Here is a 15,380-nt window from a genome sequence, read left to right on the forward strand (position 1 = left end):
AATATAAGTTAGAGAGGAATTATACATATGTGGAAATGGGAAACTGAACACGATGCTAAAGGTGTCGTGGTTATAGTACATAACATTTTAGAACACACTGGCAGATATGCGTACGTCATTACAATGTTAAGACGCAATGGCTATCACGTTATAATGGGTGATTTACCTGGTCAAGGTCAAACTTCTAGAGCAAACAAGGGACAACTTGAGCATTTTGATATCTATCATGAAACACTAATAGAATGGGTTAGAATTGCTAATGAATACAAGATTCCTACTTTTGTCATGGGTGTTGGACTAGGTGGATTAATTTTATTAAATGTACTTGAAAAAACAGAATTACCTATCGAGGGTATGTTACTCCTTTCTCCATTGTTAGAATTTAAAAGAAATAATAAGACACGTAAAAATATGTTAATTTCAAATGTAGGTAAAGGTTCTAAGGACGCACGATTCAAATTAGGTATTGAAACTAAAGATTTAACGCGAAATGATGAAGTTATTGAAGAAACTAAACAAGATGGATTAATGTTAAGAAAAGTAACCTACAAGTGGTATAACATTGTGTTGGAAACAATGAAAGATACAGTTCAACATTTTAAAGATATACAATCTATGCCAACGTTACTAATGTATGGGACTGAAGATAAATTATTGGAATTACGCTCATTCAATGAACTTAAAAATAATTTAAACTCTAATGAATTTTATTTTAAAGTATGGGAAGGCTTCTATCATGAAATTCATAATGAACCTGAACGTGATCAAGTGATGCGTTACGTGTTGACGTTTTTAAATAATAGTGTGAATACAATGGGTTTTATAGTAAATGAAGAAGAAATAGAAGAATTTTAAAAATCAGAGTGTATGATGAAGTAATATTTCATTACTATAACGCAAATTCGTCGTAATTGATCAAATTAAGAAATAATTTATAATATTTCTTAATTTCTAGTCATCCTTGAGGGGCTGGGACTAAGAATTCGATAAGAATTCTGTTCTGGCTCTTTTTTTTATAAATAATTATATGTAATGCAATTGATTAATGCACAAAGGTAATTCAATATTTATGAGTTGACATATTTTAAATTAAAGTAAAAATATAATATAATGTAAATAGTATATGTTTTTAATTTTAATTACATTTAGTTGAATTACCAATACAAATTTAAAGTAATTTAACATATGCTTTAATGTAAGTTAATTTTTGGGAGTTATTATAAATTGTTTAATTACAACGAGAATAATTGGGTAAATATATAATGATAGTTAATTCTATAATTATTTAATCGGGATGTGTACAATTATTTAGGGAGGGAGCAGCATGAATAATCAAGCAGGCGAGAATGTTTCTATGATTTTGCAGCTTGAAGAAGTGTGTAAAGAAATCAATTCGATTTTTAAAGTAATTTATGAAACTTATGATTTGACTTAAGAAGAGGTTCTTATTTTACTAACTTTATGGGACAAAGGGTCCATGACGTTAAAAGAAATGGATAGTTACGTTAATATTAAATCGTATAAACGTACACGTACATATAACAAACTTGTTCAATCTGAATGGATATTTAAAGAGAGACCATTAGATGATGAACGAACTGTAATTATTCATTTTAATAAAGAGAAGCAAGAACTTAAAAATGAACTACTAAATTTCATTACTTCTACTATTAAGAAACGGTATGAAATACTTGAAAATAGTCTAAACTCATTAATGCGTGTTTAATCAATTTGATATTTTAGTTTATATCGTTTTAAATATAATTTAAAGAGATTTTTCGACAAAACAATCCACTCCATAATTAAAATATGGAGTGGATTTTATATGATATTTAAAATTTTGTCAGAGATGATGTATGATGTTAGGTTTAGCGTTTCTCAATCGCACATATAAATGGCGCGTGATTCACTTGATTCATAAATTGATATTTAAGAATATGAGCTTTTTCTTGATCAAAATGTTCTAAGAAACCTAATAAAGCATCTCGTTCAATTTGTCCTTCAGCATGCCCATGGTATATAACTAACACGATAATACCTTCAACACTTAAATAATCAAAAATGCTATTAATTGCTTTTATTGTAGTTTCAGGTCTCGTAACAATTGATTTATCACCCTTAGGTAAGTAGCCGAGGTTAAATATCGCTGCATCTATATGACCTTTAAATTTAATGTCAATGTGGTTCTTAATGTTTTCATGGCCATCACGAATTAATGTTACATTATGAAATGCTTTTACTTTTTCGAAAGTTAACTGAATTGCTGAGTCTTGTATATCGAAACCAAAAACATGACCATTTGGAACCTGTTGTGCAAGAAACAACGTGTCATTACCATTCCCACAAGTAGCATCAATGACAATACTATCTTGTTTAATATGGTCTTTTATTAAAGTTTTTGAAAAGGGGAGAATACGTTCTAATTTCATGAGTTAACCTTTACCTCAGATGAATAATGTTTACCTTGATAAGAGTTGCGTCGTGCTAATTCATCATCAATTTCATTTAAAACTTCCCATTTATTAACACTCCACATAGGACCAACCATTAAATCAATTGGACCATCTCCAGTAATTCGATGAATAATCATTTCAGGTGGTAATATTTCTAATTGATCACATACTAGATTGGTATAGTCTTCTTGAGACATAAACTCAAGCATCCCTTTTTCATATTGTTTAACCATTGGTGTCCCTTTTAATAAATGAAGTAAATGTATTTTTATGCCTTGAACATCCATTTGAGCTACTTCACGTGCAGTTTCCATCATCATTTGATAGTCTTCGCCAGGTAGTCCATTAATAATATGTGTACACACATTAATATTGTGTTTTCTTAGTTTAGCAACACCATCATAATAAGTTTGCATATCATGAGCACGGTTAATTAAGTCTGAAGTTTCTTGATGTACAGTTTGTAAACCTAATTCTACCCATAAATAAGTACGTTCATTTAACTCGGCTAAGTATTCTACTACATCATCAGGTAAACAATCTGGTCTGGTTGCTATAGATAAACCTACAACACCTTCTTCTTTTAAGACAGGCTCATACTTTTCTTTTAATACTTCTACTGGTGCATGCGTATTTGTGAAAGCTTGGAAGTAGGCAATATATTTACCCTCACTCCATTTTTCATGCATCCTATCTTTAATTTGTTGAAATTGAACTTCAATTGGATCAGCTCTGTTACCAGCAAAGTCACCGCTACCTGCGGCTGAACAGAATGTGCATCCACCATGTGCAACTGTGCCATCTCGGTTAGGACAGTCAAATCCACCATCAAGTGCTACTTTAAAAATCTTTTGACCAAATTTATTTTTTAAATGGTAATTCCATGTATGATATCGTTTATTTTCAAAGGCATACGGGAAATAGTTACCCATAACACATTTTCCTTTCTATCTAACTTAGTTCTAAGTAAAAATTTTAACATACTTTAATGTTATAGTGTTTAATGTAATTCAACAAAAATATAAAGAGGGGACTAAAAATATGAATATACCTAGATCAGTATGGTGGCTAGTTATAGGCATGGCGCTAAATATAACTGGCTCTAGCTTTTTATGGCCTTTAAACACAATTTATATGAAAGAAGAGCTTGGTAAGAGCCTGACAATTGCTGCGATTGTTCTAATGGTTAATTCATTCGGAATGGTAGTCGGAAATTTACTAGGAGGTTCATTGTTTGATAAATTAGGTGGTTATCGAACAATTATGATCGGTACCGTTACATGTTTAATCAGTACTACGCTTTTAAACTTCTTCCATGGATGGCCATGGTATGCTGTTTGGTTAGTATTGTTAGGCTTTGGTGGCGGAATGATAGTTCCCGCGATATATGCAATGGCTGGTGCCGTTTGGCCTAACGGGGGGAGAACGACTTTCAATGCAATATACTTAGCTCAAAATATTGGTGTAGCAACCGGTGCAGCTATGGGTGGTTTCGTTGCGGAATTAAGCTTTAATTATATTTTCTTAGCAAACTTGATTATGTACGTCTTGTTTGGAATTGTAGCGATAACTCAATTTAATCTTGAATATCATGCTAAAATAAGAACACCTGATAGTCTAGATATCCATAGTAAAGAAAATAAAAAACGTTTCATTGCACTCTTACTACTATGTGTAATGTTTGCAATTTGTTGGATTGCTTACATTCAATGGGAAACTACAATTGCATCATTCACTCAAGAATTAAATATTTCTATGTCGCAATACAGTATATTATGGACAGTGAATGGTATTATGATATTAGTTGCTCAACCGTTAATAAGACCAGCAATTATTTTATTAAAAGGTAATTTAAAATATCAAATGTTAGTTGGTATTTTAATTTTTATGCTTTCATTCTTTGTGACTAGTTTCGCTGAACAATTTACTGTATTTTTAATTGGAATGATTATATTAACTTTTGGTGAAATGTTTGTTTGGCCAGCAGTACCAACTATAGCTAATTATTTAGCACCAGAAGGAAAACAAGGTCAATATCAAGGTGTCGTGAACTCAGCTTCAACTGTTGGTAAAGCATTTGGTCCATTAATAGGTGGGGTATTAGTTGATACCTTTAATATGAGTGCGATGTTCATTGGCATCATGTTCTTATTAATTGTAGGAATTATTTTCCTTTCAATCTTTGATAAAGGACTGCCTAAAGGAAATCAATCGCGACAATCAAGATAGAAATTTTATTTATACATGAGTTTAAACAAAATAGTAACTACCACTTGCAATTAGTACTTGAATCTCATAATATTAAAATGTATTGGAGTAGTAACTTAAGTACTTTTCATCAGAGAGCTAGTGGTGGTGAGAACTAGTGTTAAGAATTAAGTGAACTTACCGTTATTCGATTAAATTATAAACATCTCTTACTATTATAAAGTGCACAATTTTTGTGAATTAGGGTGGTACCGCGGCTAAAAGTCGTCCCTTTAATAAATAATAGTTTGAGGTGTTTTTTTATTTATAGGAGGAAAAAGATTTGGGATATAATCACAAGGAAATTGAGAAAAAATGGCAAAATTATTGGGCAGACAACAAAACGTTTAAAACGAGTGATAATCTAGGACAAAAGAAATTTTATGCATTAGATATGTTCCCTTATCCATCTGGAGCTGGTTTACACGTAGGGCATCCAGAAGGTTACACAGCTACTGATATTGTTTCTAGATATAAACGTATGCAAGGTTATAATGTACTTCATCCAATGGGATGGGATGCTTTTGGATTACCTGCTGAACAATATGCATTAGATACTGGTAATGATCCTAGGGAATTTACAAAGCAAAATATTCAAACTTTTAAACGTCAAATACAAGAATTAGGTTTCAGTTATGATTGGGATAGAGAGGTAAATACTACTGACCCTGAATATTATAAATGGACACAATGGATTTTTATCCAACTGTATAATAAAGGTTTAGCCTATGTAGATGAAGTTGCTGTTAACTGGTGTCCAGCTTTAGGAACTGTTCTATCTAATGAAGAAGTTGTTGATGGAGTTTCTGAACGTGGAGGACATCCAGTATATAGACGACCTATGAAGCAATGGGTATTAAAAATTACTGAATATGCTGACCGATTATTAGAAGATTTAGATGAACTAAACTGGCCAGAATCTATTAAAGACATGCAACGTAATTGGATTGGACGTTCAGAAGGTGCGCGTGTTTCTTTTAAAATTGAAAATGAAGATGCTAGTATCGATGTGTTTACAACGAGACCAGATACAATTTACGGTACAACTTTCTTAGTATTAAGTCCGGAACATGATCTCGTAAATGCTATTACTTCTGAAGATAAATTAGAAGAAGTAAAAAAATATCAAGAAGACGCATCTAAAAAATCTGACCTTGAACGAACAGATTTAGCCAAAGATAAATCAGGTGTCTTCATAGGTGCTTATGCTATAAATCCATTATCAGGTGAGAAATTACCAATTTGGATTGCGGATTATGTACTTTCTAACTATGGTACAGGCGCAGTCATGGCTGTACCCGCGCATGATGAACGTGATCACGAGTTTGCAACTAAATTTGATTTACCTATTATCGAAGTCATTGAAGGCGGCGATGTGCAAAAAGAGGCATATACTGGTGAAGGTCAACATGTTAACTCAGGAGAACTTAATGGTTTAGATAATGAAGCGGCTATTACTAAAGCAATTGAATTACTAGAAACGAATGGTGCTGGAGAGAAAAAAGTAAATTATAAATTAAGAGATTGGCTATTCAGCAGACAACGTTATTGGGGTGAACCAATACCAGTTATTCATTGGGAAGATGGTACTATGACTACAGTTCCAGAAGATGAGTTACCACTTTTACTACCAGAAACTAATGAAATTAAACCTTCTGGCACAGGTGAATCTCCATTAGCTAATATCGATGAGTTTGTGAATGTTGTTGATGAAAAGACAGGCATGAAGGGTCGTCGTGAAACTAATACTATGCCTCAATGGGCAGGAAGTTGCTGGTATTACTTAAGATATATTGATCCTCATAATAGTAATATGTTAGCTGACCCAGAAAAATTAAAACACTGGTTACCAGTAGATTTATACATTGGTGGGGTAGAACATGCTGTACTTCACTTACTTTATGCTAGATTCTGGCACAAAGTTCTTTACGATTTAGGTGTAGTACCTACTAAAGAGCCATTCCAAAAATTATTTAATCAAGGTATGATACTTGGTGAAGGAAACGAGAAAATGAGTAAGTCTAAAGGCAACGTAGTTAATCCAGATGATATTGTAGATTCACACGGTGCTGATACATTACGATTATATGAAATGTTTATGGGACCATTAGATGCAGCTATTGCTTGGAGTGAAAATGGTCTTGATGGTTCAAGACGTTTCTTAGACCGTGTTTGGAGACTATTCATTAATGAAGACGGTTCATTATCAAATAAAATAGTTGAAAATAATGATAATGGATTAGATAAAGTGTATAACCAAACTGTTAAAAAAGTTACAGAAGACTTCAACACATTAAACTTTAATACTGCGATAAGTCAATTAATGGTATTTATTAATGATTGCTACAAAGCAGAAACGATTTATCAACCATATGCTGAAGGGTTTGTAAAAATGTTGGCTCCTATTGCGCCACATATTGGTGAGGAATTATGGAACCGTTTAGGTAATGAAGACACTATTACTTATCAACCATGGCCAACTTATGATGAATCATTACTTGTAGATTCAGAGGTTGAAATTGTAGTACAAGTGAACGGTAAAGTAAGAGCAAAATTAAATATTCCTAAAGATACTTCTAAAGATGAAATGGAAACATTAGCATTACAAGATGAAAATGTTAAACTATCGATTGAGGGTAAAGACATTAAAAAAGTAATCGCAGTCCCTCAAAAACTTGTTAACATCGTTGTAAAATAATAATATAAGGAGTTTTAATAATGGAATCTATTACAGTAGATCAATTAAAAGAAAAAGTATTAGAATCTAATCCAGTGAATATTGTGGACGTTCGTACTGAAGAAGAAACTGCAATGGGAGTTATTCCTGGAGCTAAAACAATTCCAATGGATCAAATTCCTGACAACTTAAATCATTTTAATAAAAGTGAAACCTATTATATTATTTGCGCCGCAGGAATGCGTAGTGCAAAAGTTGTAAAATATTTAGAAGATCAAGGTGTACATGCTATTAATGTTGAAGGTGGCATGAATGAGTGGGGTACTGAAGGTACAGTTATTGATAGCATCTAATTAACATTAAGAGGCTGACTAATATGTCAGTCTCTTTTTTGCGATCATATTTTATTATATTTTTAAAAGAATAATTAAATATACACTAGCGTACAATAATTAATAATGATAGAATAATTTCGTAAGTGGTCAAATAGTGTACAGACTATATTTTGACTAATTCATTAAATCAAAGACATCAAGATCAGACTACAAGGAGGATATTTAATAAATCTATTTAAAAAACAAAAATTCAGTATACGTAAATTTACAGTTGGGACGTTCTCAACAGTGATTGCTACTCTAGCATTTATCACTCACACAGGACATGCAGCTGAATTAGATGAGCATAGTCAATCAGCTCAACAAAAAATTACTGAATCAAAAAATACGGAGGATTTAAATCAACATCAATCAGATGCTATTAAAGATTCATCTAAAAGTGAATCTAAGATAAATGCTAATCCTACTTTGAATAAAGAGGCTGTTAGTGAGACTACTGAAGTTCCAAATAAAACTCAAACTACAAATAGCACAGAAAATAAAAATAGCACTGAAATATCTGACAAAGATATAGATAAGTCAAAAGTTAAAGGTAATAATGTTGACACAAATCAACCAATTTTAGATAACAATGAATCTAATAAGAATAGTAAATCGGCACCAACTCACAAACGAGTGAAACGTGATGCTAATGATGCAACTTCAAATACTCAAACACAACAAGACCCAATGGCTATCAATGAAACAAACTCTGGTCAAATCATTAACGGTAACTTTACTGATACATCTAACGGAGCTGAAATTCCTACAGCAGCTACAGAATCTGCTATGGATGAAGCAAGTAAGATTCCTGGATGGAAAGTAGTGAATAGCCAACAAACACAAATACCACTAGTATGGGGACCAAAAGTATTACCATCATACACTTATATCACATTCGACAAGACTAATAACAAAATTGGTGCTGTATTATCTAAGTATAGCTATAATTTATCTTACGGAAGACCAGATAATAGTGTAGGACCGATATATCAAGATATCGATGTTACACCTGGTTCTGAATTACAATTCCATTACTTAGGTTCCTCAATAGGTAATATTTCAGGGTTTAATAGTGCACGCATGTTTATATATGATGCTAATAATCCATCAACATTATTGTATAAAGGTACGCCTAAAACAAGTAGCCAACCTTTCGGTATTTTTAAAGGTGTTTTTAATGTACCTGAAAACATTTCAAGAATCAGATTACAATTTGAGTCTTTAGTGAATGTCAGTCATGACACTTATAATGGACATCGTTTACTTAAAGGTCCTAATAACTTTGGTGGTGGTGTAGTTGCGGATGTTTCTGTTAATACTGGTGCATATTTAAAAGTGAGTGCAGCTCAAACTGAATACCAAGCTAACTCTACATCTAATAGTTCACCTGATGTAAATGCTAAATTAAATGTTTCTATTGAGAACAAAGGTCACTCTAGTTCTAACAAAACACAATATAAAGTTGTATTACCTGAAGGGGTGACTTTTGTCTCAGCTGAGAATGCAACTGGTACATTTAATGAAGATACTAGAGAACTTACACTTAATATTAATCCAATAAATGCTGGTACTACACGTGATATTTCTTATACTGTATCATTACCTACTACAGTTCCAATTAAAAAGGATTTTAATGCGAATCTAATTTATCAAACTGAAGGAATTAACATGAACCGTCAAAATGGTTCAAGAGACCTTGCTGTGCAAACACCTGGTGACAACAACTACTTAAGATATGGTGGTAATAATGAATTTATTATTACTGAGAGCGATCAAAGACAAGGTAGTACAATAGCTCCAACGCAATCTGTAACTGTCAATATGTATAAAGATGCCATTAATAGTAAAATAAGTGAGATTGAAACTGAGCTTGCACAAGTCAATCAAAATGATTATTCTACAGAAGCATGGAACAACCTACAAACAGCACTAACAAATGCAAAGGTTGTAAAAAATGAAACAGATGCTACACCATTAACCGATAGAAAGAACCAAGCAGAAATCAATAAATTATTACTTAACTTAGAGAAAGCAAAAGCTAAATTTGATATAGATAAAGCAGCTAAAGCTAGAGAAAGTGTTATCAATAGTAATACTGAAGCCACAACTGAAGAAAAACAAGCTGCTTTAACTAAATTACAAAATAAATTTAACGAGAATAAAGCTGAAATTGATAAATTAACTATTAGTAATGATATCGCTCCACTAAAAGAAAGCAGTATCTCTCAAATTAATTCAATTAATGTAACGGCTACTAAAAAAGCTGAAGCAAAACAAGCAATTGAAGCGGCTTTAACCCAACGTAAAGTATTCATTGACGGTCATTACGATGCAACACAAGAAGAAAAAGAGGTAGCAATGAATAAAGCTACTGAAGAAGCAAACAAAGCAAAAGCTTTAATTGATCAAGCTACATCAAATAATGATGTAGATCAAGCGCAAACTAATGGTATAGATATTATTAATACTATTGATGCGGTTGTTATAAAAAAAGCAAATGGTAAAAAGGCTATAGAACAAGCAGCTGAAGCGAAAAAAGCTTTAATTAATCAAATGAGTGATGCAACTCAAGAAGAAAAAGATGCAGCTATTCAAAGAGTAACTGATGAAGTTAGAAAGGCAGACAGACTCATAGATATGTCAACAACTAATAATGGTGTTGATGAATTTCAAGCGCGTGGTATTAGTGCAATTAACAATATTCAACCAGAAATAGTTAAAAAATCAGATGCGAAACAATCGATTGATATAGCGGTCTTAAATCAAAAGGCATTAGTCAATAATAACAATGAGGCAACATAAGAAGAAAAAGATGTAGCTTTAGCCAAAATTGATGAAGCAGCTAAACAAGCAAAGGCTGCAATTGATGCTGCAACTACAAATAACGCAGTAGATGAAGCAATAACCAACAACACTACAATAATTTCTGGAATTCTTCCTGAGACGGTTAAGAAAGCAGCAGCAAGAAAAGCAATTGACGATGCTGCAACTGCTAAAAAAGAAGCTATAAATAATACGCCAGATGCAACACAAGAAGAAAAAGATGAAGCAATTGAGAAAGTTGATGCCGCTGTCTCAGCAGCTAAACAAGCAATTACACAAGCTACAACAAATGATAGTGTTGATCAAGAACAAACTAATGGTAATAATACAATTGCTAGTATCCAACCAGAAGTTACTAAAAAGGCAGCAGCAAGAAAAGCAATTGATGATGAAGTTGTTGCTAAAAAAGCAGCAATTGATACTGTTGCTGATGCTACAGATGAAGAAAAACAAGCTGCAAAAGACAAGGTTGATGCTGAAGCTACAAAAGCGAAAGCAGCGATTGATCGAGCTAATACAAATAGTGATGTAGAACAAGCTAAGTCATCTAGTGTGTCAACTATTGAAGCTATCCAACCAGAAACAATTAAGAAATCATCTGCTAAAAGAGCAATCGATGATAGTGCTAATGCTAAGAAAGCAGCAATCGACAATAATAGTGACGCAACACAAGAAGAGAAAGACGCGGCAAAAGCAAAAGTAGATGCCGAAGTTACTAAGGCCAAAGCAGCGATTGATCAAGCAACAACAAATGATGGTGTAGATCAAGCGAAAGACTTAGGTAATAACGCTATTTCAATTATTCAACCTGATGTTGTTAAAAAAGTAGCAGCAAGAAAAGCAATTGATGATGCAGCAACAGCTAAGAAACAAGAAATTGATCAACATCCAACAGCTACGCAAGAAGAAAAAGAAGCAGCAAAAGCAAAGGTAGATGCTGAAGTACAAAAAGCGAAAGATGCAATTAATCAAGCAAATTCAAATAATGATGTAGATCAAGTACAAAATTCTGAAACTGCTACAATAGCAGGTATTCAAGTAGATGCAGTTAAAAAAGCTACGGCTAAACAAGCTATCGATGTGGCATTAGCTGCTAAAAAACAAGAAATTGATAATAATGAAAATGCTACACAAGAAGAAAAAGAAGCAGCAAAAACAAAAGTGGATGAAGAAGCCACTAAAGCAAAAGCAACGATTGACCAAGCATCTACAAATAGTGATGTAGAACAAGCTAAATCAACAGGGGAAGCAATAATTTCTTCAATCCAACCAGAAGTTGTTAAAAAGTCAGAAGCTAAACAAGCCATCGATGATGCAGTGACAGCTAAAAAGGCAGAAATAGATCAAAATCAAGAAGCAACAAAAGAAGAAAAAGATGCAGCAAAAGCAAAAGTGGATGAAGAAGCCACTAAAGCAAAAGCAGCGATTAGCCAAGCATCTACAAATAATGATGTAGATCAAGCTAAAACATCAAGTGTAACAACTATTTCTTCAATTCAACCAGAAATAGTTAAAAAGGCAGAAGCTAAAAAAGCAATTGAAGATGAAGTAATAGCTAAAAAGGCAGAAATAGATCAAAATCAAGAAGCAACAAAAGAAGAAAAAGATGCGGCGAAAGCAAAAGTTGATGAAGAGGCAACAAAAGCAAAACAAGCAATTGATAATGTGACAACAAATGAATCAGTAGATCAAGCTAAAAATCAAGGTGTTACAACTATTACATCTATTCAACCTGAAACAAATAAAAAAGCAGATGCCAAACGTGCTATCGATGAAGTAGCCAAAGCTAAGAAACAGGAAATTGATAGTAATATTAACGCGACTAAAGAAGAAAAAGATGTAGCCAAATCTAAAGTCGACGAAGAGGTTACTAAAGCTAAAAATGTGATTGACCAAGCAACTACTAATGACCAAGTTGACCAAGGAAATAATAATGGTTATACAGCCATAACTGCTATTCAACCTGAAACAGTTAAAAAACCTGAAGCTAAACAAGCAATTGATGAAGTAGCAAAAGCTAAAAAAGATTTAATAGATCAAACACCAAATGCAACAAAAGAAGAAAAAGATGCAGCAAAAGCTAAGGTTGATGAAGAAGTTACTAAAGCTAAGAAAGCAATAGACCAAGCATCTACAAATAGTGATGTTGATCAAGTCAAAGATAAAGGAACAAATGATATTAATAGTGTTGTAGTTGAAGTATTGAAAAAAGACGAAGCTAAAAAAGCAATTGATGACTTAGTGAAAGCTAAGAAATCAGCGATTGATAGCAATCATAATGCGACTAAGGAAGAAAAAGAGGCAGCGAAAGCGAAAGTTGATGTAGCAGTAACAGAAGCGAAGAAAGCAATAGACCAAGCAACAAATAACACCGGTGTAGATAACGCAAAAACAAATGGTTTAGATGCAATCAATCACATCCAACCGACAGTTGTTAAAAAAGATGAAGCAAAAGCAGTGATTGATAATGCAGCTAGAACTAAAAAAACTGAAATCGATCAAACGCCTAACTCGACGGATGAGGAGAAAGCAGAGGCAAAAGCGAAAGTTGATGAAGCAGCAAACAATGCGAAAACGTCAATAGACCAAGCGACAAATAACACTGGTGTAGAAACTGCGAAAACAAACGGTGTAGAAGTAATCAATCACATCCAACCGACAGTTGTTAAAAAAGATGAAGCAAAAGTAGCGATTGATAATGCAGCTAGAACTAAAAAAGCAGAAATCGATCAAACGCTAAATACGACAGAAGAAGAAAAAGTAGCGGCAAAAGCTAAGGTCGATGATGCAGTAACAGAAGTGAAGAAAGCAATAGACCAAGCAACAAATGACAATGGTGTAGAAACTGCGAAAACAAGTGGCGTAGAAGCAATCAACAATATCCAACCAACGGTCGTTAAGAAAGATGAAGCGAAAACAGAGATTGATAATGCAGCTAGAACTAAAAAAGCAGAAATCGATCAAACGTCAAATGCGACAGAAGAAGAAAAAGTAGCGGCAAAAGCTAAGGTCGATGATGCAGTAACAGTAGCGAAGAAAGCAATAGACCAAGCAACAAACAATGCTGGTGTAGATACTGCGAAAACAAACGGTATAGAAGCAATTAATCACGTCCAACCGACGGTTGTTAAAAAAGATGAAGCAAAAAAAGCGATTGATAATGCAGCTAGAACTAAAAAAGCAGAAATCGATCAAACGCTAAATGCGACAGAAGAAGAAAAAGTAGCGGCAAAAGCTAAGGTCGATGATGCAGTAACCGAAGCGAAGAAAGCAATAGACCAAGCAACAAACAATGCTGGTGTAGATACTGCGAAAACAAACGGTGTAGAAGCAATCAATCAAGTGCAACCAACGGTTGTTAAGAAGGACGAAGCAAAAAAAGCGATTGACAAAGCAGCCGAAGCGAAGAAAGCGGAAATTGATCAAACACCAAATGCGACGGATGAGGAGAAAGCAGAGGCAAAAGCGAAAGTCGATGGTGCAGTAACAGAAGTGAAGAAAGCAATAGACCAAGCAACAAACAATGCTGGTGTAGAAACTGCGAAAACAAACGGTGTAAAAGCAGTCAACAATATCCAACCAACGGTAGTTAAGAAAGACGAAGCAAAAGCAGCAATCGACAAAGCCGCTGAAGCTAAGAGAATTGAAATTGATCAAACACCAAATGCGACAGATGAAGAAAAAGCAGAGGCAAAAACGAAAGTCGATGAAGCAGCAACCAATGCGAAAACGGCAATAGACCAAGCAACAAACAATACTGGTATAGACATTGCTAAAACAAATGGCGTAGAAGTAATTAATCACGTCCAACCAACGGTTGTTAAGAAAGACGAAGCAAAAAAAGCGATTGATAATGCAGCGCAAGCTAAAAAAACTGAAATCGATCAAACACCAAATGCGACAGATAAAGAAAAATCAGTAGCCAAAGCCAAAGTTGATGAAGCAGTTAGAATTGCGAAAGAAAATATTGATAAATCTTTAAACAATAACGAAGTCGACGAGTCTTTAAATAAAGGTGAATTGCAAATTAAAAATGTTCATACTACAGTTATTGCGAAAGAAAAAGCGCTCAAACATCTTATGGATATTGCAACAAAACAAAAAGCAAAAATTGATTCAAATCAATTTGCAACTGATGAAGAAAAATCGCGTGCTAAACATAAGATTGATCAAATTATAAATAAAGCTTACACAGCAATCAAAAAAGCAAAAAGTAATAGTGAAGTAAATAATATTGATGATAAATATAGTAAGTTAATTTCAGAAACAAATACTATAGCTAAAGCTAAACTAAATGCTAAAAAAATAATTTTAAATAAGGCAAGTGAAGCAAAAAGAAATATAGAAAATTCTCAAAATATTTCTAATGAAGAAAAGAATAAGTTAAAAGCACTTATAGATGATATTGTTAAAAGTTCATTACAACAAGTTGCTAAAGCTAAACATGATATTCTATTAAAGCAAATTGTTGAAGAAACAAAGGTTAAACTTAATAATATTAAATTTAATATTGTGCAAAGTACTGAAAAAGAGAATGAAATACAAAAAGAAGAATCTAAAAATAAAAAAGAAAAAGTAAATTCTAAATTAGAAGTAACTAAGTTTAATGGAAGCACACAACTGCCTAATACAGGTGTGAATATGACATATAACGTCGTACCATTAACTCAACTATCCTTAATAAGTGGATTATTCTTGCTATTAATATCAAAACGAAGAAAAAATGCTAAATAAGATTGAATTGCACTATTTTTGACAATCAAATTAAAGTTTAATAAAACTTCCTTCAAACATTTTGAATAC

9 protein-coding genes, 3 pseudogenes and 1 other annotated feature are annotated in these 15,380 nt (G+C 33.1%); of the genes and pseudogenes, 9 read left to right on the top strand and 3 right to left on the bottom strand.

Annotation, left to right across the window (positions count from 1 at the left end; genetic code table 11):
- Window positions 1–27 precede the first annotated feature (27 nt).
- Together SBL15_RS03920 and SBL15_RS03925 are read left to right on the top strand one after the other, a co-directional pair.
- Window positions 28–855 carry an alpha/beta hydrolase gene (locus SBL15_RS03920; RefSeq protein ID WP_317955229.1) on the top strand — a complete coding sequence of 276 codons (828 nt, stop codon included), beginning with the start codon at window positions 28–30 and terminating at the stop codon, window positions 853–855.
- Window positions 856–1,324: 469 nt separating this feature from the next.
- A pseudogene (locus SBL15_RS03925) lies at window positions 1,325–1,726 on the top strand (transcriptional regulator, SarA/Rot family).
- 142 nt (window positions 1,727–1,868) lie between these two features.
- On the opposite strand, the gene SBL15_RS03930 reads toward SBL15_RS03925, so the two are convergent.
- Window positions 1,869–2,429: a class I SAM-dependent methyltransferase gene (locus tag SBL15_RS03930; RefSeq protein ID WP_053018786.1), complete on the bottom strand. Its 561-nt coding sequence runs from the start codon at window positions 2,427–2,429 to the stop codon at window positions 1,869–1,871.
- Window positions 2,426–3,385, bottom strand: coding sequence for a TIGR01212 family radical SAM protein (locus SBL15_RS03935; protein WP_037536920.1), 960 nt, complete (start codon window positions 3,383–3,385; stop codon window positions 2,426–2,428). The genes SBL15_RS03930 and SBL15_RS03935 overlap by 4 nt, the downstream gene beginning before the upstream one ends.
- A 109-nt stretch (window positions 3,386–3,494) precedes the next feature.
- On the opposite strand from SBL15_RS03935, the gene SBL15_RS03940 reads away from it, so the two are divergent.
- From SBL15_RS03940 to SBL15_RS03960, 5 genes and pseudogenes are all read left to right on the top strand, one after another.
- Window positions 3,495–4,682: an MDR family MFS transporter gene (locus tag SBL15_RS03940; protein WP_037536918.1), complete on the top strand. Its 1,188-nt coding sequence runs from the start codon at window positions 3,495–3,497 to the stop codon at window positions 4,680–4,682.
- 68 nt (window positions 4,683–4,750) lie between these two features.
- Window positions 4,751–4,936, top strand: a binding site (T-box leader).
- 47 nt (window positions 4,937–4,983) lie between these two features.
- Window positions 4,984–7,398, top strand: coding sequence for a leucine--tRNA ligase (gene leuS / locus SBL15_RS03945; RefSeq protein ID WP_317955231.1), 2,415 nt, complete (start codon window positions 4,984–4,986; stop codon window positions 7,396–7,398).
- Between the two features lie 20 nt (window positions 7,399–7,418).
- Window positions 7,419–7,730: a rhodanese-like domain-containing protein gene (locus tag SBL15_RS03950; RefSeq protein WP_107612418.1), complete on the top strand. Its 312-nt coding sequence runs from the start codon at window positions 7,419–7,421 to the stop codon at window positions 7,728–7,730.
- Window positions 7,731–7,967: 237 nt separating this feature from the next.
- On the top strand, window positions 7,968–10,556 hold the full coding sequence (locus SBL15_RS03955; protein WP_411861505.1) for a SasC/FmtB family protein: 2,589 nt from the start codon (window positions 7,968–7,970) through the stop codon (window positions 10,554–10,556).
- Between the two features lie 12 nt (window positions 10,557–10,568).
- Window positions 10,569–10,874, top strand: a pseudogene (locus tag SBL15_RS03960) (DUF1542 domain-containing protein); the annotation flags it as partial.
- A 5-nt stretch (window positions 10,875–10,879) separates the two neighbouring features.
- Here the strand turns inward: SBL15_RS03960 and SBL15_RS03965 are convergent.
- On the bottom strand, window positions 10,880–11,044 hold the full coding sequence (locus tag SBL15_RS03965; protein ID WP_317955233.1) for a hypothetical protein: 165 nt from the start codon (window positions 11,042–11,044) through the stop codon (window positions 10,880–10,882).
- Here SBL15_RS03965 and SBL15_RS03970 point away from each other — a divergent pair.
- Window positions 10,992–11,102 (top strand): annotated as a pseudogene (locus tag SBL15_RS03970) (DUF1542 domain-containing protein); the annotation flags it as partial. The gene SBL15_RS03965 and the pseudogene SBL15_RS03970 sit on opposite strands and share 53 nt — an antisense overlap.
- Before the next feature lie 27 nt (window positions 11,103–11,129).
- The gene (locus SBL15_RS03975; protein WP_317955235.1) at window positions 11,130–15,311 is read left to right on the top strand and encodes a DUF1542 domain-containing protein; all 4,182 of its coding nucleotides are present in this window, start codon (window positions 11,130–11,132) and stop codon (window positions 15,309–15,311) included.
- Window positions 15,312–15,380: the final 69 nt, after the last annotated feature.

The organism is Staphylococcus sp. NWU MKU2, assembly GCF_033283605.1.
Lineage (GTDB): Bacteria > Bacillota > Bacilli > Staphylococcales > Staphylococcaceae > Staphylococcus > Staphylococcus haemolyticus.

Bases quoted from the DNA above. Each gene is read 5' to 3' on its own strand.
- SBL15_RS03950 (WP_107612418.1), top strand. From the start codon at position 7,419: ATGGAATCTATTACAGTAGATCAATTAAAAGAAAAAGTATTAGAATCT.
- SBL15_RS03935 (WP_037536920.1), bottom strand. From the start codon at position 3,385: ATGGGTAACTATTTCCCGTATGCCTTTGAAAATAAACGATATCATACA.
- SBL15_RS03930 (WP_053018786.1), bottom strand. From the start codon at position 2,429: ATGAAATTAGAACGTATTCTCCCCTTTTCAAAAACTTTAATAAAAGAC.
- SBL15_RS03940 (WP_037536918.1), top strand. From the start codon at position 3,495: ATGAATATACCTAGATCAGTATGGTGGCTAGTTATAGGCATGGCGCTA.
- SBL15_RS03920 (WP_317955229.1), top strand. From the start codon at position 28: ATGTGGAAATGGGAAACTGAACACGATGCTAAAGGTGTCGTGGTTATA.